Here is a 21790-nt window from a genome sequence, read left to right as displayed (position 1 = left end):
CGCGGCAGGCGCCACTTTCGCAACAGGCCCTAGCCCCGGTAACCCGTGGTCCTTACTCGGCCTTGGCCTCCGTCTGCTTCGCCACCGCGTCGATCGCCGCCAGCGACCTGCGGACCTGGTTGCGGTCCGTGGTGTACCAGAAGTCGGGCAGGGACGCCTTCAGATAGCTCCCGTACCGGGCCGTGGCCAACCGCTGGTCCAGCACGGCGACCACACCGCGGTCCCCGGACGCCCGTACGAGGCGGCCGGCGCCCTGGGCCATGAGCAGCGCCGCGTGCGTGGCGGCGACGGCCATGAAGCCGTTGCCCCCGGCCTCCTCCACCGCCTTCTGGCGGGCGCTCATCAGCGGGTCGTCGGGGCGCGGGAACGGAATCTTGTCCATGACGACCAGTTGGCAGCTGGGGCCGGGGACGTCGACGCCCTGCCACAGCGACAGCGTGCCGAAGAGACACGTCTGCGGGTCCGCCGCGAAGTTCTTGATCAGCTCACCGAGGGTCTCCTCGCCCTGGAGCAAAATCGGGAACTCGGGGATCCGGGAGCGCAGCTCCTCCGCGGCGATCTGAGCACCCCGCATCGAGGAGAACAGGCCCAGGGTGCGGCCGCCGGCCGACTGGATCAGTTCGGTGAGCTCGTCGAGCATGTCCGCGCGGTCGCCGTCGCGGGCGGGACGCGCCAGGTGCTTGGCGACGTAGAGGATGCCCTGCTTGGGGTAGTCGAACGGCGAGCCGACGTCGACGCCCTTCCACTGCGGGACGTCGTCGCCCTCCGTACCCTCCGGGGCGAGGCCCAGGGAGGCTCCGACCCCGTTGAAGTCGCCACCGAGCTTCAGTGTCGCCGACGTCAGGACGACCGAACGGTCCGTGAAGAGCTTCTCCCGCAGCAGACCGGACACGGACATGGGCGCGACGCGCAGCGAGGCGCCGAAGCGGTCATGCCGCTCGTACCAGACGACGTCCCACTCGGAGCCGTTCACGATCCGCTCCGCCACGTCGTGCACGCTCTCCACGGAGGCCAGCGCCTGCTTGCGGACGGCGTCCTCGTCCTGGACGGACTTGTCGCGGGTCGCGCCGATCCCCGAGATGACGGTGCGGGCGGCGTCGCGCAGCGCCATGAGGGCGTAGCCGAGGTCCTCCGGGATCTCCTCCAGACGGCCGGGCAGCGCCAGCTCCATCAGTCGTTCGAAGCCCTCGGCGGCGGTCTGGAGCTGATCGGCGGCCTTCTCGTTGACGAGTTTCGCCGCTCTGCGGACCGCGCGGTTGACCTGCCCCGGTGTGAGCTCGCCGGTGGCGACACCGGTGACGCGTGAGACCAGCTCGTGCGCCTCGTCGACGATCAGCACCTCGTGCTGCGGGAGGACCGGCGCGCCCTCGATGGCGTCGATCGCGAGCAGCGCGTGGTTGGTGACGACGACCTCGGCGAGCTTGGCGCGCTCGCGGGCCGTCTCGGCGAAGCACTCGGCGCCGTACGCGCACTTGGTGGCGCCCAAGCACTCCCGTGAGGACACCGACACCTGGGCCCAGGCCCGGTCGGAGACGCCCGGGGTGAGGTCGTCGCGGTCACCGGACTCGGTCTCGTCCGACCAGTCGCGCAGACGCAGCAGGTCCTGGCCCAGCTTGCTGGTGGGCGCGGCCGCCTCGAACTGGTCGAACAGGCCCTCCTCCTCGTCCTGCGGCATGCCCTCGTGCAGGCGGTGCAGGCACAGGTAGTTCGACCGGCCCTTGAGCATCGCGAACTCCGGGCGGCGGCGCAGCAGCGGGTGCAGCGCGTCGACCGTGCGCGGCAGGTCCCGCTCCACCAGCTGGCGCTGGAGGGCGAGCGTGGCCGTCGCCACGACGACCCGCTCCCCGTGCGCGAGCGCGGGCACGAGGTAGCCCAGCGACTTACCGGTTCCGGTGCCGGCCTGCACCAGAAGGTGGGAGCTGTCGTCGATGGCCTCCGCGACGGCTTCGGCCATGGTCACCTGGCCAGGGCGCTCCGTGCCGCCGACGGCGGTGACGGCAGCATGCAGGAGTTCGGGGAGTGAGGGCTTCGTCATAGCGCGACCACCCTACGACCCGGGACTGACAAACGGGTGATCACGGCGGAGGCGCGGGGTGGGATCAAGACCTTGGGCTTCTCGGTGGGATCGGATCGGGGCGGGATCTGATCGGTCGGGTCGGTACGGGACGCGCACACGTCTGCGGGCCATCACAGCAGATCGCGCTGGGACCGGTCCCTGACCATCAGGGCGGCCCGCTTGCCGGGCAGGTCGACTTCGGCGTCGTACCGGAAGCCGGCGCCGAGGAACGCGGCGACGGAGGGGACGTTGCGCAGGTCCGGCTCCGCGACGACCCGGGCGCAGGCGGGCCGGCGGGCGAGCACGTGGTCGGCGACGGCCCTGAGCAGCGTGCCGCCGAGACCCCGGCCGCGGTCGGCGACGGCGCCGATCAGGAGGTGGAGCCCGGTGTCGTGCGGCCGAGCGGGATAGTGGCGGGCCAGCGGGTCGAGGTCGGCGCGGTAGACCTCCCAGTAGCTCATCGGCGTGCCCTCCAGAACGCCGAGGCACGGGACGCTGCGTCCGTCGCCCTCGAGCTGGGCGCGCAGGTGCTCCTCGGTCGCGCTCAGCGGGCCTGCCAGGTCCCAGTAGGCCGCGACGGCGGGGTCGTTCATCCACCTGTGGACGAGGGGGAGGTCGCGCTCGACGCTGACCGGGACGAGGTGGAACCTGCCCACGGCGGTGCGGACCGGGCCCCAGCGCTCGACGTGGTCGAGCAGCTCGCCGAAGGAGGACGCGTACTCCTCCTCCCGCTGCCCCTTCCGCTCCTCCTCGATGAGCGCGAGGAACTCCTCGGGCAGTTGCAGGTCGAGAGTGTCCTCACTGTCCGAGCTGGTGGAGCTGGTCGGGCTGTCCGAGTCGGCCGTGGGAGGCACGGTGGCTCTCCTCTCTGGAGGCGGGGTGGGGCATGGTCCTCGGGCGGGATCGGGGCCGGTTCAGCTGTGCCGGTCAGCTGTGCAGCGGGTTGGCGACGGTGACGTAGACGGACTGTGTGTCCACCGGACCGACCAGTTCGTCGAGGCCGTGCAGGCGCGTCAGCAGGTTGGCCTTGCAGCGCAGGACGGGTGAGTCGAGCAGCCGGGCGGGCAGGGTGCTGCGCAGCCGGTCGGGACCGGAGGCGGCGGCCTCGAGGAAGCGGCGGAACGCGGCGAGCAGCAGCGGTTCGTCGGCGAGGCCCTGGGATCCGAACGCGCCGATGAGGCCGAGCACGTTGTTGATCGCGAGGTAGTACGTGAAGCGTTCGTCCGTGACCTCGTCGGAGACGAAGGTGTCGCTGCGCTCTCCGATGCCGGGGAGCCGGGCGGCCAGCTCCGCGCGCCGGGACTCGCGGAAGTAGTAGCCCTGGTTGTCGCGGTAGCGGCCGCCGGTGGGCCATCCTTCGCCGTCCAGCAGGAGCAGCGTGTTCTGCTGGTGCGCCTCCAGGGCGATCCCCGCCTCGCCGTCCAGCCAGAGCACGGGGCGGACGACCTGCTCCAGGTAGCGCAGGAACCACTCGGTGGCGACCGCTCCGCGGGGGCGTCCGGTGCGGGCGGCGAGGCGGGTGACGACCTCGGTCAGCCGGGAACGCAGCACGGCCGACTGTCGCCGGGGCCGCGGGGAGACGAGTCCGGCGACGCAGGAGACGTCGTCGGCCGGGGCGAACGGGTTGTGCCGGATCATCACGTCGAGCCCGGTCACGGGCGTGCCGTCCGGTCCGTCCACGGCGAGCCAGGCCGGGTCGCGGACGATGTCGAAGCCCGGGTGCGCGGCCCGCCACCGCTCGGCCAGACCGGCCCGCAGCAGGCGGTGCACCTCGACACCGCGGTGGAGTTCCTTGCGGAGGTTGTCGCGGCGCGAGTTGGTGATGCGCAGGCCCAGGGACAGCTTGAGCATGGCGGGGGCGCCGGACCGGTGCACCGTGCGTACGGAGGAGGTGGCGTGCCAGGGCGGGCCCTGCGCGCCGAGGTCGCGGAGCAGGCGGGCGTCGAGCATGGCCGCCACATCGGGCCGCTGCCGGACCTCGCGCAGTTGCCAGGGGTGCAGGGGCAGGGCGGCGTAGCCGTCGGGCAGCGGTGGCAGACCGTCGCCGGCGAGTCGTGCCGTGAGCTGGGCGGCGGGGACGGCGCGCCCGCGCTCGGTCCAGGCCGAGTCGGTGGCGAGCACAGACGGGGCGACGGACAGCCAGCGCAGGGGGAAGGAGCCCCGCGACTCGGGCGAGTACAGCCGTGCCTCCGCCTCGGAGAACCCTTCGCGGCTCTTCGGGGTCGGGTGCAGCGGGTGCCCGAGTACGAGTGCCTGTTCGGCCGCGAGGAACAGGTCGGGGCCGTCGGCGGGGCGTTCCCTGCGCTCGCTGATGAAGGTGACGGTACGGCGGAGGGAGTCGGCGACCCGGGCGACGAGGTCGGGGCCGTGACCGGGGGCGGTTGTGGTGGCCGATGTGCCGGCGGCCGCGGAAGTACGTTCACGGGACTCGCCGGCCGTCTCCCTCGCGAGCAGCGCCGCCACCATCACCGCGTCGGCCGGCGGTGACTGCGGGGGCGCGTCGGCGAGGTGCGGGAGACCGAAGCGGTGCCACCCGGTCGGGGACCAGTAGTGGACGGGGACCCGCAGGGCCGTGCCGCTGGCGGGCAGCGGGATGCGGAGGGTGCCGTCGCCGGGGGCGGGCAGTCCGGCCTCGCGGACCCAGCAGCGCAGCAGGTTCTCCACGGCGGCGGCCTGGGCCGTGGTGTACGGGTCGAGGTGTTCCAGGAGATCGGTCACGGGACCCTGCGGCCGCTCCGCCTCCGGTGCTCCCGCCTGCTGCCGGACGGCCGGAGCGGGCACCGTCCGGGGGGCGGAGGGCCCCGGAGGCGTGGTCTGGGAACGGTCGTCGTGCGTGGGGGTGAAGTTCAAGACGGTTCCTCGGGGAGTGCTTCTGGCTCGGGTGACGACGAACGGGGTGACCCCGCGGCACGGCCGCCGGGGCAGGGCGTACGTGTGTCCGCTCGGGCTCGCGGCCGGCCGTCCCGGTGTCCGCGGACCGCCGCGAGCGCGTCGACGAGCCGGTCCAGGACCGCGGCCGCCTGCTCGTCGGTGATGGTCAGCGGCGGAAGCAGGCGGACGACGCTGCCGTGTCGGCCGCCGACGTCCACAATCAGGCCCCTTCGCAGACACTCCCGCTGCACGGCGGCCGCGAGTAGGGGCGCGGCGGGGTGAGGCGCGCGCGTGGGCTGTGCCGGGCACTCGGCCTCGACCGGGCCGACGGGCGGGAGCGGGCCACCGGATCGAGGCGGGGAGCCGGGCCGAGACGCGCGCGGGGAACCCGGCCGAGACGTGGGCTCGGCATCCGGATCCACCACCTCGACCCCGATCATCAGCCCTCGCCCCCGCACCTCCCCCACCCAGGGAAACTCCCGCGTCTGCTCCCTCAGTTGGCCGAGCATCCGCGAACCGAGTCCCGCGGCCCGCTCGGCGAGACGGTGCGTGCGGACGTGGGCGAGTGTGGCCGTACCGGCGGCCAGGGCGAGTTGGTTCCCACGGAACGTGCCCGGCGAGGTGCCCGTGGAAGGGCCCGCGGAGGTGTCCGTTCGCCGCACGTCGAGGTCGTCCCGGTGCACCACCACGGCCAACGGCAGGCTCCCCCCGATGGCCTTGGAGAGCACCATCACGTCAGGTGTGACGCCGCTGTGTTCCACCGCCCAGAACGCCCCGGTCCGCCCCACGCCCGTCTGTGACTCGTCGGCGATCAGCGGAATGGACCGGTCTTCGGTGATCCGCCGCACGCGCCGCATCCAGGCGTCCGGTGCGGGGATGACGCCGCCCTCGCCCTGGACGGGTTCGAGGATGATCCCGGCCGGGTGGCGAACGTCGGAGTCGGGGTCGTCGAGGACGGACTCGGTCCAGCGGGCGGCGAGTTCGGCCCCCCGTGCGCCGCCGACACCGAACGGGCAGCGGTAGTCCTGCGGATACGGCAGGCGCGCGCCTCGTGTGTCGAACGCCCCGTCGCCGCCCGTCCCGTGGTGGGCGCCGGTGAACGCCAGGACGCCGGTGCGGCCGGTGGCGGCCCGGACCAGGTCGAAGGCGGCCTCCACCGCGTCCGTACCGGCGGGTCCGCAGAACCGTACGCGCGCGTGCCCCGCGAGTCCGGGCGGCAGGGTGTGGAACAGCTCGGTGACGAAGGCGTCCTCGACGGGCGTCGCCAGGTCGAGGACGTCCAGCGGGGCGCCGGAGTCGAGGACCTCGCGGATCGCCTCCAGGACGACGGGGTGGTTGTGGCCGAGGACGAGTGTTCCGGCGCCGGAGAGGCAGTCGAGGTAACGGCGGCCGTCGGCACCCTCGATGGTCAGTCCGCGGGCCCGCACCGGCACGATCGGCAGGGCGCGCGGGTAGGTGCGCGCGGTCGGCTCCCGCGCCGGCTGGCGCCGCGGGCTCCCCTCGGTCACGGCCACGGCTGCTCCCTCACCCACGACTCCGCCCCGCCCCGGACAGCAGGCACCCCACCGCTACAACCCCCGACGGCTCACCGGGTTACGGGTTGTTTCAAGATCCTTCCCGTGACGGAACCGTTGCCGTTCCATCGGAAGTCCCTCACAGCGAACGCATATCGTGTGTTGCCGTTCCCGGTGGTCGTGAGGCCGGCCTGAACTCGGCGTGAGATCATCCTGAGTTCCGTCGGCGGCCCATGGCCCCGGCGTCAAGTCGGTTCACCCCAGGGGGAGTCAGATCATGCGATCCATACGGCCGTCGTCCACCGCTCGTCGAGGGAGGAACGCGCGCCGCAGCACCTCCCCCGTGCTGACCGCCATAGCCCTCGCGTCGGCGCTCGCGCTCACCGCCACCGCCTGCGAGTCGGGCGACGACGCGAACGCGGACGGCCAGGCCTCCGCCACCGCCGCCGCGGGCACCGGTGACGGGAAGATCAAGATCCCGGACGACATCAAGGAACAGCTCAAAGAGCACGGGATCGACCTCGACAAGTGGAAGAACGGTGCCTGGAAGAACTGGGACAAGGACGACTGGCTGCGCGAGGCCAGGGACTACGTCAACCCGATCATCGAGGGCCTGTGGGACCCGGACCGGATGCGTGAGGCCGAGGACCCGGACAAGAGTGTCGACGACAGCGACATCTCCGGCGACCAGGGTGTGACCGACCCGGAACCGGCGCCGGTGCAGGCGAAGGCCGTTCCGGCCCAGTACCACGCCAACGTCCCCGAGGCGGGCAAGGTGTTCTTCGACTCCCCCGAGGGCACGATGGTGTGCTCGGCGACGGTCGTCGAGGACCCGGCCCACCCCGGCAAGTCCAACCTCGTCTGGACGGCGGGCCACTGCGTGCACGCGGGCAAGAAGGGCGGCTGGTACCGCAACATCGCCTTCGTGCCGTCGTACAACGACTCGGCGAAGACGGTCGCGCAGCTGAAGAACGCCACGCAGGAAGATGTCGCTCCGTACGGCGTCTGGTGGAGTGACTGGGCGAAGACCTCTCAGCAGTGGATCGAGCAGGGCGGGCAGACGGGCGGCGACGGCGCCTCGTACGACTACGCCGTCCTGCATGTGACGCCGGAGAAGGGCGGCAACGGCAAGTCGCTGGAGGAGACGGTCGGTTCGGCGCTGCCGGTGGACTTCAAGGCCCCCGCGGTGCCGAAGGTCGAGAGCATCACGGCGACCGGTTACCCGGCGGCGCCGCCTTACGACGGCGAGACGATGTTCCAGTGCCAGGACAAGCCGGGCCGGCTCTCGCTCACCACGTCCGACCCGACGATGTACCGCATCGGCTGCTCGATGACCGGAGGTTCGTCGGGCGGCGGCTGGGTCGCCACGGGCTCGAACGGCAAGCCGGCGCTGGTGTCCAACACCTCCATCGGCCCGGTGGACGCGGGTTGGCTCGCGGGCCCGCGGCTGGGTGACGTGGCCAAGGGTGTGTACGACTCGGTCAGCGACAAGTTCGCCAAGTAGCGGTCCGGCGGCGGTGAGGCGGCCGACGGGAGCCCGTGTCTCACGGGAACCTTCACCACCTCACCGCTGTTCGTCCCGAATTCGCCGGGCATAGTGGGGTGTTGCTTCCGGCGGTCTCCGCCCGGAGGCCTCTCTCCACCTGACAAGCACATGACATTCACGCGTTCCAACGGGGGAATTCGCACCATGCGTTCCACACGTACGCCCGTCGCGCCCACGCGCGGCCGGCGGCACACCCTCCTCGCCGCCACCGGCCTCGTCGCGGCCCTGGCGCTCACCGCCACCGCCTGTGGCGGCGGTGACGAGGACAAGGCCGGCGACAAGCCCGGTGCCACCACCTCCCAGGCCGCCGACGCCGGCAACGGCAAGGTCAAGGTCCCGGCCGACATCGCGGGCAAGCTCAAGGAGCACGGCATCGATGTCGACAAGTGGGCGAACGGCGGCTGGAAGGACTGGGACAAGGACAAGTGGCTCAGTGAGGCCAAGGACTTCGTCAACCCGGTGATCGAGGGGCTCTGGAAGCCCGACCGGATGACATCCGCGAAGGAGGCCAACAAGACGGTCTCCACGAAGGACGCGGCGGCCGACCAGGGCGTCAGTGACCCGGAGCCGGCCCCTGTGAAGGCCGCGGCGGAGAAGACGCCGTATCACGAGAACGCGGCCCCGGTCGGCAAGGTCTTCTTCGACTCGCCCGAGGGCGCGATGGTCTGCTCCGGCACGGTCATCAAGGACGTGAACCACCCGGGCAAGTCCAACCTCGTCTGGACGGCCGGCCACTGCGTGCACGCCGGTGGCGAGGGCGGCTGGTACCGCAACATCGTCTTCGTCCCCGCCTTCAACGACCTCGGCAAGTCCGAGGCGCAGCTGCGCAACGCCACCACCAGGGAGATATCTCCCTACGGCAACTGGTGGGCCGACTGGGCGTCGACCTCGAACGAGTGGATCCAGGGCGGCTCGGAGACGGGCGGCGCGGGTGCCGCGTACGACTACGCCGTGCTGCACGTGAAGCCGGAGCACGGGTCCAAGTCACTGGAGGAGACGCTCGGCGGGGCGCTGGACGTGGACTTCTCGGCGCCGTCCGCCGCCGAGGTCACCAAGATGGGCGCCTGGGGCTACCCGGCGGCGCCGCCGTACAACGGTCTGAAGATGTTCCGGTGCATCGACCAGCCGGGCCGGCTGTCGCTCAGCACGAGCCTGCCGACCATGTACCGCATCGGCTGCACGATGACCGGCGGTTCCTCCGGCGGCGGCTGGTTCCGGGTGGTGGACGGCAAGACCAAGCTGGTCTCCAACACCTCCATCGGCCCGGCCGACAACACCTGGCTCGCGGGCCCGCAGCTGGGCCGGGGCGCCGAGGCGCTCTACGAGAACATGAGCAAGACCTACGGCGGTCGGTGACACCCACGCCTGACCTGCCGAAGCCCCCCTCCGCGACCGGCGGAGGGGGGCTTCACGCTTGCTGGATCAGACAGCCGGCGCCGGGACGTACGGCGCGAGATCCGCCGCCAGCTCCTCGTGCACCCGCGCCTTGAGCAGCGTGCCCTCCGCGATGTGCTCGGCGGAGATCACCTCGCCCTCGTCGTGGGCACGGGCGACCAGCTTGCCGTGGGTGTACGGCACGAGCGCCTCGATCTCGACCGACGGCCTCGGCAGCTCGTCGTCGATGAGCGTCAGCAGCTCCTTGATGCCGAGGCCGGTGCGGGCCGAGACGGCGATGGCGCGCTTCTCGATCCGCAGCAGCCGCTGGAGCATCAGCGGGTCGGCCATGTCGGCCTTGTTGATCACGACGATCTCGGGTACGTCGGTGGCGCCGACGTCCCTGATCACCTCGCGCACGGCGGCCAGCTGCTCGTCCGGGTTCGGGTGCGAGCCGTCCACCACGTGCAGGATCAGGTCGGACTCGCCGACCTCCTCCATGGTGGAGCGGAACGCCTCGACCAAGTGGTGCGGCAGGTGCCGGACGAAGCCGACGGTGTCGGCCAGCGTGTACAGCCGGCCGCTCGGGGTCTCGGCCCGGCGCACGGTCGGGTCGAGGGTCGCGAACAGGGCGTTCTCGACGAGCACGCCCGCGCCCGTGAGGCGGTTGAGCAGCGAGGACTTGCCGGCGTTGGTGTAGCCGGCGATGGCGACCGACGGCACCTTGTGGCGCTTGCGCTCCTGGCGCTTGATCTCGCGGCCGGTCTTCATCTCCGCGATCTCCCGGCGCATCTTCGCCATCTTCTCGCGGATCCGACGCCGGTCCGTCTCGATCTTGGTCTCACCGGGACCACGGGTGGCGAGGCCGCCGCCCTTGCCGCCGCCCATCTGACGCGACAGCGACTGACCCCAGCCTCGCAGCCTCGGCAGCATGTACTGCATCTGCGCGAGCGCGACCTGCGCCTTGCCCTCTCGGGACTTGGCGTGCTGGGCGAAGATGTCGAGGATCAGGGCCGTACGGTCGATGACCTTGACCTTGACGACGTCTTCGAGGTGGATCAGCTGGCCGGGGCTGAGCTCACCGTCACAGATGACGGTGTCCGCGCCCGTCTCGAGGACGATGTCGCGCAGCTCGTCGGCCTTGCCGGAACCGATGTAGGTGGCCGCGTCGGGCTTGTCGCGGCGCTGGATCACGCCGTCGAGCACGAGTGCGCCCGCGGTCTCCGCCAGGGCGGCGAGCTCCGCGAGGGAGTTCTCCGCGTCCTGCACGGTCCCCGAGGTCCAGACGCCCACGAGCACGACCCGCTCCAGGCGGAGCTGGCGGTACTCGACCTCGGTGACGTCCTCGAGCTCGGTGGAGAGGCCCGCGACGCGGCGCAGTGCCGCGCGCTCGGAGCGGTCGAACTGGTCGCCGTCCCGGTCTCCGTCGATCTCGTGGCTCCAGGCGACGTCCTCTTCCATCAGGGCATCGGCCCGAAGACCTTCGGGGTAGGCGTGCGCGAAGCGCTTGGTGTCCTGGGAAGGGGAAGAAGAGGAGGTCATTGGGTCCTTACGTCGATGGGGATTCCGATGCGGCGGTTCATTGTGCTCAACGCACGAGTACCCCGGGAGATTCCCGTGTCCCGTGCCGCGCCGACCTGAAGATGGTCGCACGGGACGGGGCGTCTCGTCACCGTGTTATTTGGCGTGTGCTTTCTTGGCGGCGACCGGCTTCCAGTCGGGGTGGCCGGGCATGGGCGGGGTCTTCTCGGCGTACAGCCAGTCCTGGAAGAACCCGCGCAGGTCGTGTCCGGAGACGGTGGAGGCCAGCGCCACGAAGTCGGCCGTGCTCGCCGTGGCGTCCCGGTGGCGGCTCACCCAGGCCCGCTCCAGCTGCTCGAAGGACCTGTGGCCGATCTCCTGGCGCAGGGCGTACAGGACGAGGGCGGCACCGTCGTAGACGTTCGGCCGGAAGATGCTGATCTTGTGGCCGGGGTCGGGCGCCTTGGGCGCCGCGGGCGGTCCGCCTGCCGCGCGCCAGCGGTCGGAGGCGCCGTACGCCGCCTTCATCCGCGCCTCCATCGGCTTCTTCGCCTTCTCCTGCGCGTAGAGGGCCTCGTACCAGGTGGCGTGCCCCTCGTTGAGCCACAGGTCGGACCAGGTGCGCGGGCTGACACTGTCGCCGAACCACTGGTGGGCCAGCTCGTGCACCATGATCGACTCGACGTACCAGGCGGGGTAGGCGGGCTCGGTGAACAGCCCCTTCTCGAAGAGCGACAGGGTCTGCGTCTCCAGCTCGAAGCCGGTCGAGGCGTCGGACATGAGCAGCCCGTACGTCTCGAAGGGGTACGGGCCGACCTTGCTCTCCATCCAGGCGATCTGGTCCGGCGTCTTCTTCAGCCACGGCTCGAGGGCCTTGCGGTCCTTCCTGGGCACGACGTCCCGTACGGGCAGGGCGTGCGGGCCGCTGCGGTGCAGGACGCTGGAGCGGCCGACGGAGACCTGGGCGAGCTCGGTGGCCATGGGGTGCTGGGTGCGGTACGTCCAGGTGGTGGCTCCGCCGTCCCGGTCGACGCCGGCCGGCAGCCCGTTGGCGACGGCCGTGTAGCCGTCGGGGGCGGTGACCCGGATGGTGAACATCGCCTTGTCGGAGGGGTGGTCGTTGCACGGGAACACCAGGTGGGCGGCGTCGGCCTGGTTGGCCATGGCGAGGCCGTCCGCGGTGCGCACCCAGCCGCCGTCGCGGTCCTTGGCGGACACGGGGTCGCTGGTGTGACGCACGGTGATCCGCAGCCGGCTCCCCTCCGCCAACGGCCGAACGGGCGTCACCACCAGGTCCTCACCCGCTCCGGCGAAGGAGGCGGACTCCCCGTCGACCTCCACCGAGGTGACCTTGCCGTGGGCGAAGTCGAGGTTGACGCGCTCCAGCTCGGTGGTCGTCCGGGCGTCGATGGTGGTGACGGCCTGGAGCGGCTTGTCGTTGGCGCCCGGGTAGGTGAACGAGAGGTCGTAGGACGCGACGTCGTATCCGGGGTTGCCGAGGTGCGGGAAGAGCCGGTCGCCGACGCCGAGCGGGGCCACGGGGGCACTGGCGGCGACGAGGCAGACGGAGACGGCGGAGGCGAGGAGCGCTGCTTTCAGGTGCCTGTGGTTCCGGCGGGCCTGGGTGCGCTGGATGCGAGGGGTGAACGGCATGGACCACGGCTACCAGCGCGCGCGTGCCTCACGGTGACGACGCGCGCCCGGCCCACCCGAAAGGGTTGCTCCGCGCTGCGGGTCCACGACGGCACACACCCACGTCCACGCCCTTACGCGCTCACGACATCGCCGCGTGATGTTGCGCCCGGCCCACGTCGTACACGCCCGGTACGTTCCGCATGGCCCGCATCAGGGCCGGGAGGTGCGCCGCGTCGGGGAGTTCCACGGTGTAGGTGTGGCGCACGCGCTGCTGGCTCGGGGGTTCGACCGTGGCCGAGACGATCTCGGCGCCCTCCAGGGCCATGGCCTCGGTGAGGTCGGCCAGCAGGTGGGGGCGGCCGAACGATTCGGCGATCAGGGTGACCCGGCACTGGGAGCTGTCCCCCCAGCGCACGCCGACCTCCGCGCGCCCCGCGTTCTTCATCCGCGCCACCGCGGCGCACTCCACGCGGTGCACGGTCACCACGCCCCCGCGCACGGAGAAGGCGGTGACCTCGTCCGGCGGTACGGGCGTGCAGCAGCCGGCGAGCCTGACGGTGGCGCCCGGCTGGTCGACGACGACGTTCGCGGTGCCGGGTCGCGCGGCGGAGCCGTCGGGTGCCTCGGTCGTCCTGAAGGGTGTCCCGGCCGTCGCGTGCGCCGGGGCCGGCGTCGCGTCCGGATCCGACGCGGTCTCCTCCGTGTCCGTCCCCGTCGGCGCCGGATGCGTCGCGAGCCAGCGCTGGATGGCGATCCGGGCGGCGGGCGTGTGGGCGTGCTCCAGCCACTCCCTGGAGGGCTCGGAGGCAGGGTCCTGGCCCATGAGGAGCTGGACGGTGTCGCCGTCCTTCAGGACGGTGCTGAGCGTCGCCAGGCGACCGTTGACCCGCGCGCCGATGCAGGCGTGCGCGTCCTCGCCGTACTGCGCGTAGGCGGCGTCCACGCAGGTCGCGCCCTCGGGCAGGCCCAGTGTGCCGCCGTCGGGCCGGAAGACGGTGATCTCGCGGTCCTGGGCGAGGTCCTCGCGGAGGGTGGACCAGAAGGTGTCGGCGTCGGGGGCGGCCTTCTGCCAGTCGAGGAGGCGGGAGAGCCAGCCGGGGCGCGTGGGGTCGATGCGCTCGCCGTCGCTCGACACGGTCTGCTCCTCCGAAGGAGGAGCGTAGGGATTGCCCAGCGCGACGACGCCGGCCTCGGCGACCTTGTGCATCTGGTGGGTCCGGATGAGGACTTCCGCGACCTGGCCGTCCTCCCGGGCGACCGCGGTGTGCAGCGACTGGTAGAGGTTGAACTTGGGGACGGCGATGAAGTCCTTGAACTCCGAGACGACCGGCGTCATGCAGGTGTGAAGCTCTCCGAGCACGGCGTAACAGTCCGCGTCCTCGTTCACCAGCACGAGAATGCGCCCGAAGTCCGCTCCGCGCAGCCGGCCGCGTTTGCGGGACACGCGGTGGACGGAGACGAAGTGGCGGGGACGGATCAGGACTTCGGCCGGGATGTCGGCGTCGCGCAGCACCGCGCGCATCGCCTCGGAGAACTCGGCGAGCGGGTCGTCCGCGCGGGAGGCGTTCTCCGCGATCAGCTCGCGCGTGTGCTCGTACTCCTCGGGGTGCAGGATCGCGAAGACGAGGTCTTCCAGTTCGGTCTTGAGCGCCTGGACGCCGAGCCGTTCGGCGAGCGGGATGAGGACGTCCCGGGTCACCTTGGCGATGCGGGCCTGTTTCTCGGGGCGCATCACGCCGAGGGTGCGCATGTTGTGCAGCCGGTCGGCGAGTTTGATCGACATCACGCGGACGTCGCTGCCGGTGGCCACGAGCATCTTGCGGAAGGTCTCGGACTCGGCGGCCGCGCCGTACTCGACCTTCTCCAGCTTCGTGACGCCGTCGACGAGGTAGCGGACCTCCTCGCCGAACTGTTCCCGCACCTGATCCAGCGTCACGTCGGTGTCCTCGACCGTGTCGTGGAGCAGGGACGCCGTCAGGGTGGTCGTCTCGGCGCCGAGCTCGGCGAGGATCAGGGTCACGGCGAGCGGGTGCGTGATGTACGGCTCACCGCTCTTGCGCATCTGACCGCGGTGCGAGGACTCGGCCAGGACGTAGGCGCGGCGCAGCGGTTCGAGGTCGGCGTCCGGATAGTGGGCGCGGTGGGCCTCGACGACATGGCCGATCGCGTCGGGCAGCCGGTCACGGGAGGGCGCGCCGAGCAGCGCGACCCGCCCCAGGCGGCGCAGGTCGATCCTGGCGCGGGCCTTGCGTCGGGGCACGGCCGGCGTCATCGCGCCTGCTACCGGGCCTGGGCTCGCGGGATTCGTGGCCTCCGCACTCATGGGCACCTCCGGCTGCGTGGACCGGCGAACGGGGTGCCCCATGGCGGACACGGCTCAGGGGATGGCAACGATTCCCCCGTCCGGGCCGGTGCTTGATGCTACCGAGCCCATCACGTGCGACTGACCGCCTCTCGCCGAGCGTGAAACGGATCACCCAATCGAGCGACGGTTTTGATGTTTACGCTTTTGCGCCATATGACTTGAGACCTTACGCCCTGTCGAACCCTCGTCCGGGGCCCGGAGGTCGTCTTGCTGTACCTCAGGGGCGCCGGAACCTGGGATCCCAAGCCGCCGCCCCGGTCAAACAACCGCTTTTTCCAGCCATTCGGGGGCGATCTCACCTTCGGCGACGATCACCGCGGGACCAGTCATCTCGATCTCGCCGTCGGGCCGCTCGGTGATCACCAGGCGTCCGCCGAGGACGTCCACGGTGTACGTCGCCGGGGTTCCGGTGGCGGTCGGGTCGACACCGTCCCTGCGGGCGGCGGCCACCGCGACGGCGCACGCGCCCGTGCCGCACGAGCGGGTCTCACCGGCGCCGCGCTCGTGCACGCGCATCGCGACATGGGCCGGGCCGCGGTCGACGACGAACTCGACGTTCACCCCGTCCGGGTAGGCGGCGGCCGGGCTGAACGGCGGCGGGGTGTACAGGTGACCGGCGTGGTCGAGGTCGTCGACGAAGGCCACGGCGTGCGGGTTGCCCATGTTCACGTTCCGCGCGGGCCAGCTGCGCTCGCCGACGCTCACCGTGACGTCCCCTTCGGGGAGGCGTGCCCGGCCCATGCCGACGGTGACGTCACCCGCGGCGGAGCCGCTGATGGATGCGGTCTTGGCGATGTGCACGCTCTTCACGCCTGCGCGCGTGGCGACCGAGATGTCCCCCTCGGTGACATGCCCGGCGTGCTGGAGGTAGCGCGCGAAGACGCGCACGCCGTTGCCGCACATCTCCGCGATCGAGCCGTCGCCGTTGCGGTAGTCCATGAACCACTCCGCTTCGGCCGCCATCTCCCTGGCCTCGGGGTGCGCGGCGGACCGCACCACGTGCAGCAGTCCGTCACCGCCGATGCCCGCGCGGCGGTCGCACAGGGCGGCGACGGCGGCGGGCGGCAGGTCGATGGCGTTGTCGGGGTCCGGGACGATCACGAAGTCGTTCTCGGTGCCGTGCCCCTTGAGGAAGGCGATCCGCGTGCTCATGCCTCGATCGTACGGGGCGGGTACGACAGGGGCGGCAACCCCAGGGAGTGCGACGGGAACGGCAGCCGTACGGGCCGGACGGAGCCAAGCGCTCAGCGCAGCCGGGCCACACGCCACACGGCCAGCACGACCACCGCGGCGACCAGGACGACGTACGCCAGCACGACCCGCCAGTCGGGGCGGCGTCCGGAGCCCCGTTGGGGCAGGCCGGGCCACGTGTAACCAACGCGGCGTGCGGCCATCATTCCCCAGCCGGCCGCACAGGAACTGATCAGCAGCCCCAGCATGGCGATCACGGCGCCGCTGTCGCCGAAGTCGAAGGCCAGCGGGAAGGCGAACATCAGGGAGCCGATCGCCGCCAGGGCCACGATGGGCGCGAGCTGCCAGATCCGCAGTCGGCGCTGCGGGCGCAGCTCGACCTCGACCTCGGGCCCGCCGACGAACATCTCCTCGGGTTCGGGACCGTCGGCGGTCACACCGCCCTGGGTGTCGTCGGGCCCGTCAGGGCTCAGACGCACGTCCTCCGGCTCCAGTTCACCACCACTGATGGTGACGGGCTCGGTGTCCTGTGCGGTGTCGCGAGGGCCGGCCTCCATCGCCACGCGCCCTCCCAACTCGGACTCCACTTGGTCGATCGAAGCTCGATGATGGCACGGCACCGGAGGCACGAATGGCGGCCTGAGCGTCCCGATGCCATGACGTGATCAGGCTGTAACCGGTCGTTCGACCAATGCCAGAGCGAGGTGAGGAAGTTCCGTGAGATCCGCCGCCGCCCCACTCAACCAGTGCACCCGCGGATCGCGCCTGAACCACGAATCCTGGCGGCGCGCGAAGCGCTTGGTCGCACGGACGGTCTCGGCGCGCGCTTCGTCGTCCGTGCACTCCCCCGTCAGCGCGGCCAGCACCTGCTGGTAGCCGAGCGCGCGCGAGGCCGTACGCCCCTCGCGCAGCCCGTGCGCCGCCAGGGAGCGCACTTCCTCCACCAGTCCGGCCTCCCACATCCGGTCGACGCGGCGCGCGATGCGCTCGTCGAGCTCGGGGCGGGCGACGTCGACGCCGATCTGCAGGGTGTCGTAGACGGAGTCGTGGCCGGGGAGGTTGGCGGTGAAGGGCATGCCGGTGATCTCGATCACTTCGAGGGCGCGGACGATCCGGCGGCCGTTGCTGGGCAGGATCGCCTGCGCGGCCTCGGGGTCGGCGGCGGCCAGGCGGGCGTGCAGGGCGCCGGAGCCGCGGAGCGTGAGCTCCTCCTCCAGCCGGGCCCGGACCTCGGGGTCGGTGCCGGGGAACTCGAGGTTGTCGACGGCGCCGCGGACGTACAGGCCGGAGCCGCCGACGAGGATCGGCCAGCGGCCCTCGGCGAGCAGTGCGTCGATCCGCTCCCGGGCGAGCCGCTGGTACTCGGCGACGGACGCCGTGACGGTCACGTCCCAGATGTCCAGGAGGTGGTGCGGGACGCCGCCGCGCTCCTCGGGCGTCAGCTTGGCGGTTCCGATGTCCATCCCTCGGTAGAGCTGCATGGAGTCGGCGTTGACGACCTCGCCGCCGAGTTGCCGGGCCAGGAATACGCCCAGATCGGACTTTCCGGCCGCGGTGGGTCCGACGACGGCGATGACACGGGGGGTGGGGGGTGCACTGCTCACCGCACCAGTCTCCCAAACGTCACGCACTGCCTCGAACGAGTTACGTGACGGCACGGGCCCGAGGTCGTTGCCCGTTGCGAGGTTTCCCGCCGCCGGTTCGCAGGGGCGGCGACCCCGGCGGCGCAACCGAACGCACCGGGCGACGCGGGACTTCGTCCGCACGAGTAACGTATGGAGTTGATATGGGCGTTTTTGCGCGACTTTTCCGGAGGTCGAAGGCCTCGGAGGAGTCGAAGGTCACGGAGGCGATGTCGACCGAGGAGGCGCAGACCTCCGAGGCTCAGGCGGCCCCTACGGCGGCCGAGTCCACGGAGGAGAAGGCCGAAGCCGGCGAGCAGAGGCCGACCGGGGCGAAGGAGCCGGCCAAGGACAAGGCCGGGTCCGAGTCCGAGGGCCCTTCGGAGGAAGCCTCCGAGACCCCGGCGGTCCCGGCCACCGACGGCGTCGAGATCCCCAAGCAGCAGTCGGCGGATGAGGCGGCCGACAGCGAGACCGACGAGGGCGCCCGTACCTGACGGTCCCCGCGTGGGAAGGCGAGCCATGGGTCTGTTCCACCGCATGAAGGCCAAGCTCGGCCCGGCCAAGGGCAAGGTCTCCGACCTCGCGCAGCGCCACGAGGGGCGAGTGCACCACGGCCTCGACAAGGCCGCGAAAGTCGTCGACGACAAGACCAAGCACAAGCACAGCGGCAAGATCCAGACGGGCACCGTCAAGGCCAAGGGCGCCATGGACCGGCTCGCGCACAAGGACGGTGACACGACGAGGGGCGGCGCCACCACACCGCCGGACTCACCACCGCCGACTTCCTGAACGACACATCGATCGGCGGACGGCCGCGACCCACCGGGGCTCGCGGCCGTCCGCCGTTCCGGTGTCGGGGCGCGCCGGACCCGCTACGACCAGGCCGCCACCACGTACCCCACGCCGTAGGGCGCGTCCTCGTACAGGAGCGCGCCGGAGAGTTCCGCGCCCTCCGCCGCTCCCGCGAGCACCTGCCAGGCGGCGCGCCCCGATGCCTTCAGCTCCTGGGCCAGGTGGGGGTCCAGTGCCGCGACGGCCTCGATGTCGGCGGCGCCCAGTGCCCGCGCCACCTCCGCGTCGAAGGGTGCCGCACGTTCGTCGAGGTAGCCCGGCGCCTTCAACGTCCGGCACGCGCTGGCGTCGCCCATCACCAGCAGGGCCACCCGTCCGGCACGCGCGCCGATCTCCCGGCCGACCTCGGCGCACCGCTCGGGCTCGAGGGGTTCGCCGACGCCGAGTCCCTCGATCGGGGCGTCGGACCAGCCGGTGCGTTCCAGGAGCCACGCGGCCACGGCGAGCGAGAGCGGCAGCTCGCGTTCGGACGCGCCGCCCGGGTCGTCCCGGCCCAGCCGTACGTCCAGGTCCACGCCGAAACCGCGGAACGAGCCCCGCGCGCCCTCCGGGTGGGTGCCGCGTCGGCTCTCCTCGGCGGGGCCGACGACGACGAGCCGGTCGGGTTGGGCGGCGGCCAGCACCCCGAGCGCGTCCGTGCAGGCGGCACGCGCGGCGTCCAGCTCGGGCGCGGCCCCCGCGGCGACCTCGGGCACGAGAAGGGGCGGACAGGGGCAGACTGCGGCGGCGACAAGCATGATCGGCAGGGTAACCCCGTACGCGATCCCGCAGGCAACCGAACCGAAAGCCGCAGGTCCGGTCCGGCACCGGCGGCAGCCCCGGAGGGGACCTCAGTCGCAGCCGCAGGCGCTGCCCGTGGCGGCCGGGAGCGGCGCGGGCACGCCGACCTTGGGCAGGCCCAGCATGACTCCGGCCGGCTCGGGCGCCGTCGCTGCCTTTTCGACGTGTCGCTTCTCCCACGCGTCCCCCGCGCGCGTACGGCGCACGTCGAGGACCGCGCCCTCGGCGAGGAGGTGGTGCGGGGCGGCGTAGGTGACCTCGACGGTCACCATGTCGCCGGGGCGCACCTCCTGCTCCGGCTTGGTGAAGTGGACCAGGCGGTTGTCGGCGGCGCGGCCGGAGAGGCGGTGGGTGGCGCCGTCCTTGCGGCCCTCGCCCTCGGCGACCATGAGGTCGAGCTTGCGGCCGACCTGCTTCTTGTTCTCGTCCCAGGAGATCTCCTCCTGGAGGGCGACGAGACGCTCGTAGCGCGCCTGGACGACCTCCTTGGGGATCTGGTTCTCCATGGTGGCGGCGGGGGTGCCGGGCCGCTTGGAGTACTGGAAGGTGAAGGCCTGCGCGAACCGCGCCTCGCGGACCACGTGGAGGGTCTGCTCGAAGTCCTCCTCGGTCTCGCCGGGGAAGCCCACGATGATGTCGGTGGTGATCGCGGCGTGCGGGATGGCGGCGCGGACCTTTTCGATGATCCCGAGGTAGCGCTCCTGGCGGTAGGAGCGGCGCATCGCCTTCAGGACGGTGTCCGAGCCGGACTGGAGCGGCATGTGGAGCTGCGGCATCACGTTCGGCGTCTCGGCCATCGCGGCGATGACGTCGTCGGTGAAGTCACGCGGGTGCGGGGAGGTGAACCGGACGCGCTCCAGGCCCTCGATCGTTCCGCAGGCCCGCAGCAGCTTGCTGAACGCCTCGCGGTCGCCGATGTCGGAGCCGTAGGCGTTGACGTTCTGGCCGAGCAGGGTGATCTCGGAGACGCCCTCGGCGACCAGGGCCTCGATCTCGGCGAGGATGTCGCCGGTGCGGCGGTCCTTCTCCTTGCCGCGCAGCGCCGGGACGATGCAGAAGGTGCAGGTGTTGTTGCAGCCGACGGAGATGGAGACCCAGGCCGCGTACGCGCTCTCGCGGCGCGTCGGCAGCGTCGACGGGAATGCCTCCAGCGACTCGGCGATCTCGACCTGCGCCTCTTCCTGCACGCGCGCGCGTTCCAGCAGCACCGGCAGCTTGCCGATGTTGTGCGTGCCGAAGACGACGTCCACCCAGGGCGCCTTCTTCACGATGGTGTCGCGGTCCTTCTGCGCGAGACAGCCACCGACGGCGATCTGCATGCCGGGACGCTTCGACTTCATCGGGGCGAGGCGGCCGAGGTTGCCGTACAGCCGGTTGTCGGCGTTCTCGCGGACCGCGCAGGTGTTGAAGACGACGACGTCCGCGTCACCGTCCGCCCCCTCGGGCGCGCGCACGTACCCGGCGTCCTCGAGCAGCCCGGACAATCGCTCGGAGTCATGGACGTTCATCTGGCACCCGTAGGTGCGCACTTCGTACGTCTTGGTTCCCTGAACGTCCACCACGAGACTCCGGTCGCTGCTGCTGGTCATTCCTCAAGAGTAGGCGGTCCCGAGCAGGCCTCCGCCCAGTCTCCCGAGCCCTCCGTCACCGCTTGTCACCGACCTGTCGCAGCGGGGCACGATGGCCCGCGAACCTGGTCAGATCTCCATCACGGCGTCGCAGTCGGAGCAGACCACGGACGCGTGTTCCGCCGGATACCAGGGCCCTCCGGGGTGTTCGGAGGGCTTCCAGTCAGTAACCGTCTCCATGGCGAAGGTGTCCTTGCCGCAGAGGGTCCGCGGTCCCGTCGTACCGGGCGTGCCCGGGGCGGCGGGTGCCGCGTGCACCCTGCGGACGGGCCGCTCCGCGCCGCTCGGTGTTCCGGGGGTGGGCCGCGTGGCCGCCGGCTGGTCGAGTTCGTAGACGACGATCTCGCTCATGTCTCCACCGTAGGCGGTCCCGCCGGGGTTCCCCTTCTCTGCTGCGCGGATGGCCTACGCGGACACCTCGATGACCGAGAGCACGTTGCCGGCCGGGTCGGTGAACCACGCGATCAGCGGGCCGCCGCCGCGGAAGATGCCCTTCTCGTCGGCCTTGAGTTGGTCGTAGCGCTCGAAGCTCACGCCCCTCCTGCTCAGTTCGTCGACCGCCGCCTCGATGTCGTCGACGGGGAAGTTGAGAATCGTGAACGTCGCCGGGGTGTGGTCGGGCTTGGGGTAGACCAGGACGTTCCGGTCGCCCGCGATGTGCAGGGTCAGCAGACCGTTCTCCTCGGACACCCGCAGCCCGAGCGTCTCCGCGTAGAACTTCCTGGCCGCGTCGATGTCGTCCACCGAGAACCCGCTGAACGCCTTCGTCGAACCGAACATGATCGCCTCCCGGGTGTGGTTCCTTACGTAGGGGGGACCGCGAGCCCGCCGG

At 71.5% G+C, this 21790-nt stretch carries 18 protein-coding genes; 4 read left to right on the top strand and 14 right to left on the bottom strand.

The genetic code is table 11. The features are described from left to right. Window positions 1-52 precede the first annotated feature (52 nt). The 4 genes from ACGFNV_RS17560 to ACGFNV_RS17545 form a co-directional block, all read right to left on the bottom strand. On the bottom strand, window positions 53-2035 hold the full coding sequence (locus tag ACGFNV_RS17560) for an ATP-dependent DNA helicase (protein WP_393623413.1): 1983 nt from the start codon (window positions 2033-2035) through the stop codon (window positions 53-55). Window positions 2036-2187: 152 nt separating this feature from the next. Then, complete coding sequence (locus ACGFNV_RS17555) at window positions 2188-2910, bottom strand: GNAT family N-acetyltransferase (protein WP_393623411.1); 723 nt, start codon at window positions 2908-2910, stop codon at window positions 2188-2190. Window positions 2911-2983: 73 nt separating this feature from the next. Next, on the bottom strand, window positions 2984-4906 hold the full coding sequence (locus tag ACGFNV_RS17550) for an IucA/IucC family protein (protein ID WP_393623409.1): 1923 nt from the start codon (window positions 4904-4906) through the stop codon (window positions 2984-2986). Continuing rightward, complete coding sequence (locus ACGFNV_RS17545) at window positions 4903-6441, bottom strand: aminotransferase class III-fold pyridoxal phosphate-dependent enzyme (protein ID WP_393623408.1); 1539 nt, start codon at window positions 6439-6441, stop codon at window positions 4903-4905. The genes ACGFNV_RS17550 and ACGFNV_RS17545 overlap by 4 nt, the downstream gene beginning before the upstream one ends. A gap of 277 nt (window positions 6442-6718) precedes the next feature. Here ACGFNV_RS17545 and ACGFNV_RS17540 point away from each other — a divergent pair, with 277 nt between their 5' ends. Beyond that, a complete protein-coding gene (locus ACGFNV_RS17540; RefSeq protein ID WP_393623406.1) occupies window positions 6719-7945 on the top strand; it encodes a trypsin-like serine peptidase in 1227 nt (408 codons plus the stop codon). A 186-nt stretch (window positions 7946-8131) separates the two neighbouring features. Next, complete coding sequence (locus ACGFNV_RS17535) at window positions 8132-9343, top strand: trypsin-like serine peptidase (RefSeq protein WP_393623405.1); 1212 nt, start codon at window positions 8132-8134, stop codon at window positions 9341-9343. 66 nt (window positions 9344-9409) lie between these two features. Here the strand turns inward: ACGFNV_RS17535 and hflX are convergent, their stop codons facing one another. The 6 genes from hflX to miaA form a co-directional block, all read right to left on the bottom strand. Further along, window positions 9410-10903 carry a GTPase HflX gene (gene hflX / locus ACGFNV_RS17530; protein WP_393623403.1) on the bottom strand — a complete coding sequence of 498 codons (1494 nt, stop codon included), beginning with the start codon at window positions 10901-10903 and terminating at the stop codon, window positions 9410-9412. Between the two features lie 135 nt (window positions 10904-11038). Next, a complete protein-coding gene (locus tag ACGFNV_RS17525; RefSeq protein WP_393623401.1) occupies window positions 11039-12535 on the bottom strand; it encodes a M1 family metallopeptidase in 1497 nt (498 codons plus the stop codon). Between the two features lie 121 nt (window positions 12536-12656). Continuing rightward, window positions 12657-14840, bottom strand: coding sequence for a RelA/SpoT family protein (locus ACGFNV_RS17520; protein ID WP_393623399.1), 2184 nt, complete (start codon window positions 14838-14840; stop codon window positions 12657-12659). A 300-nt stretch (window positions 14841-15140) separates the two neighbouring features. Further along, window positions 15141-16034: a diaminopimelate epimerase gene (gene dapF / locus ACGFNV_RS17515; protein ID WP_393623397.1), complete on the bottom strand. Its 894-nt coding sequence runs from the start codon at window positions 16032-16034 to the stop codon at window positions 15141-15143. Between the two features lie 92 nt (window positions 16035-16126). Further along, window positions 16127-16630 (bottom strand): hypothetical protein, encoded by a 504-nt coding sequence (locus tag ACGFNV_RS17510; RefSeq protein ID WP_393624056.1) that lies wholly within the window; start codon window positions 16628-16630, stop codon window positions 16127-16129. Window positions 16631-16738: 108 nt separating this feature from the next. Then, window positions 16739-17677 (bottom strand): tRNA (adenosine(37)-N6)-dimethylallyltransferase MiaA, encoded by a 939-nt coding sequence (miaA, locus tag ACGFNV_RS17505; RefSeq protein ID WP_393623395.1) that lies wholly within the window; start codon window positions 17675-17677, stop codon window positions 16739-16741. Between the two features lie 182 nt (window positions 17678-17859). On the opposite strand from miaA, the gene ACGFNV_RS17500 reads away from it, so the two are divergent. Together ACGFNV_RS17500 and ACGFNV_RS17495 are read left to right on the top strand one after the other, a co-directional pair. Then, the gene (locus tag ACGFNV_RS17500) at window positions 17860-18192 is read left to right on the top strand and encodes a hypothetical protein (protein WP_393623393.1); all 333 of its coding nucleotides are present in this window, start codon (window positions 17860-17862) and stop codon (window positions 18190-18192) included. A gap of 25 nt (window positions 18193-18217) precedes the next feature. Next, window positions 18218-18487 carry an antitoxin gene (locus ACGFNV_RS17495; RefSeq protein WP_393624054.1) on the top strand — a complete coding sequence of 90 codons (270 nt, stop codon included), beginning with the start codon at window positions 18218-18220 and terminating at the stop codon, window positions 18485-18487. 83 nt (window positions 18488-18570) lie between these two features. Here the strand turns inward: ACGFNV_RS17495 and ACGFNV_RS17490 are convergent, their stop codons facing one another. The 4 genes from ACGFNV_RS17490 to ACGFNV_RS17475 all read right to left on the bottom strand — a co-directional run bounded on the left by ACGFNV_RS17490 (window position 18571) and on the right by ACGFNV_RS17475 (window position 21738). Next, window positions 18571-19287 (bottom strand): class III extradiol dioxygenase subunit B-like domain-containing protein, encoded by a 717-nt coding sequence (locus tag ACGFNV_RS17490; protein ID WP_393623391.1) that lies wholly within the window; start codon window positions 19285-19287, stop codon window positions 18571-18573. A gap of 93 nt (window positions 19288-19380) precedes the next feature. Beyond that, the gene (gene miaB, locus ACGFNV_RS17485) at window positions 19381-20919 is read right to left on the bottom strand and encodes a tRNA (N6-isopentenyl adenosine(37)-C2)-methylthiotransferase MiaB (protein ID WP_393623389.1); all 1539 of its coding nucleotides are present in this window, start codon (window positions 20917-20919) and stop codon (window positions 19381-19383) included. 108 nt (window positions 20920-21027) lie between these two features. Then, window positions 21028-21309, bottom strand: coding sequence for a hypothetical protein (locus ACGFNV_RS17480; RefSeq protein WP_393623388.1), 282 nt, complete (start codon window positions 21307-21309; stop codon window positions 21028-21030). Window positions 21310-21363: 54 nt separating this feature from the next. Continuing rightward, window positions 21364-21738, bottom strand: a complete 375-nt coding sequence (locus ACGFNV_RS17475) for a VOC family protein (RefSeq protein ID WP_393623386.1) — start codon at window positions 21736-21738, stop codon at window positions 21364-21366. Window positions 21739-21790: the final 52 nt, after the last annotated feature.

This window comes from Streptomyces sp. NPDC048751, assembly GCF_043198595.1.
Lineage (GTDB): Bacteria > Actinomycetota > Actinomycetes > Streptomycetales > Streptomycetaceae > Streptomyces.
Note: the sequence above shows the minus strand (reverse complement) of the source record. Positions and strands in the feature narration are given on the sequence as shown.

Excerpts from the sequence above, each read along its gene's own strand:
- ACGFNV_RS17560 (WP_393623413.1), bottom strand. The coding sequence starts at position 2,035 with ATGACGAAGCCCTCACTCCCCGAACTCCTGCATGCTGCCGTCACCGCC.
- ACGFNV_RS17540 (WP_393623406.1), top strand. The coding sequence starts at position 6,719 with ATGCGATCCATACGGCCGTCGTCCACCGCTCGTCGAGGGAGGAACGCG.
- ACGFNV_RS17535 (WP_393623405.1), top strand. The coding sequence starts at position 8,132 with ATGCGTTCCACACGTACGCCCGTCGCGCCCACGCGCGGCCGGCGGCAC.
- hflX (WP_393623403.1), bottom strand. The coding sequence starts at position 10,903 with ATGACCTCCTCTTCTTCCCCTTCCCAGGACACCAAGCGCTTCGCGCAC.
- ACGFNV_RS17525 (WP_393623401.1), bottom strand. The coding sequence starts at position 12,535 with ATGCCGTTCACCCCTCGCATCCAGCGCACCCAGGCCCGCCGGAACCAC.
- ACGFNV_RS17520 (WP_393623399.1), bottom strand. The coding sequence starts at position 14,840 with ATGAGTGCGGAGGCCACGAATCCCGCGAGCCCAGGCCCGGTAGCAGGC.
- dapF (WP_393623397.1), bottom strand. The coding sequence starts at position 16,034 with ATGAGCACGCGGATCGCCTTCCTCAAGGGGCACGGCACCGAGAACGAC.
- ACGFNV_RS17510 (WP_393624056.1), bottom strand. The coding sequence starts at position 16,630 with ATGGAGGCCGGCCCTCGCGACACCGCACAGGACACCGAGCCCGTCACC.
- ACGFNV_RS17500 (WP_393623393.1), top strand. The coding sequence starts at position 17,860 with ATGGGCGTTTTTGCGCGACTTTTCCGGAGGTCGAAGGCCTCGGAGGAG.
- ACGFNV_RS17495 (WP_393624054.1), top strand. The coding sequence starts at position 18,218 with ATGGGTCTGTTCCACCGCATGAAGGCCAAGCTCGGCCCGGCCAAGGGC.
- ACGFNV_RS17490 (WP_393623391.1), bottom strand. The coding sequence starts at position 19,287 with ATGCTTGTCGCCGCCGCAGTCTGCCCCTGTCCGCCCCTTCTCGTGCCC.
- miaB (WP_393623389.1), bottom strand. The coding sequence starts at position 20,919 with ATGACCAGCAGCAGCGACCGGAGTCTCGTGGTGGACGTTCAGGGAACC.
- ACGFNV_RS17480 (WP_393623388.1), bottom strand. The coding sequence starts at position 21,309 with ATGAGCGAGATCGTCGTCTACGAACTCGACCAGCCGGCGGCCACGCGG.
- ACGFNV_RS17475 (WP_393623386.1), bottom strand. The coding sequence starts at position 21,738 with ATGTTCGGTTCGACGAAGGCGTTCAGCGGGTTCTCGGTGGACGACATC.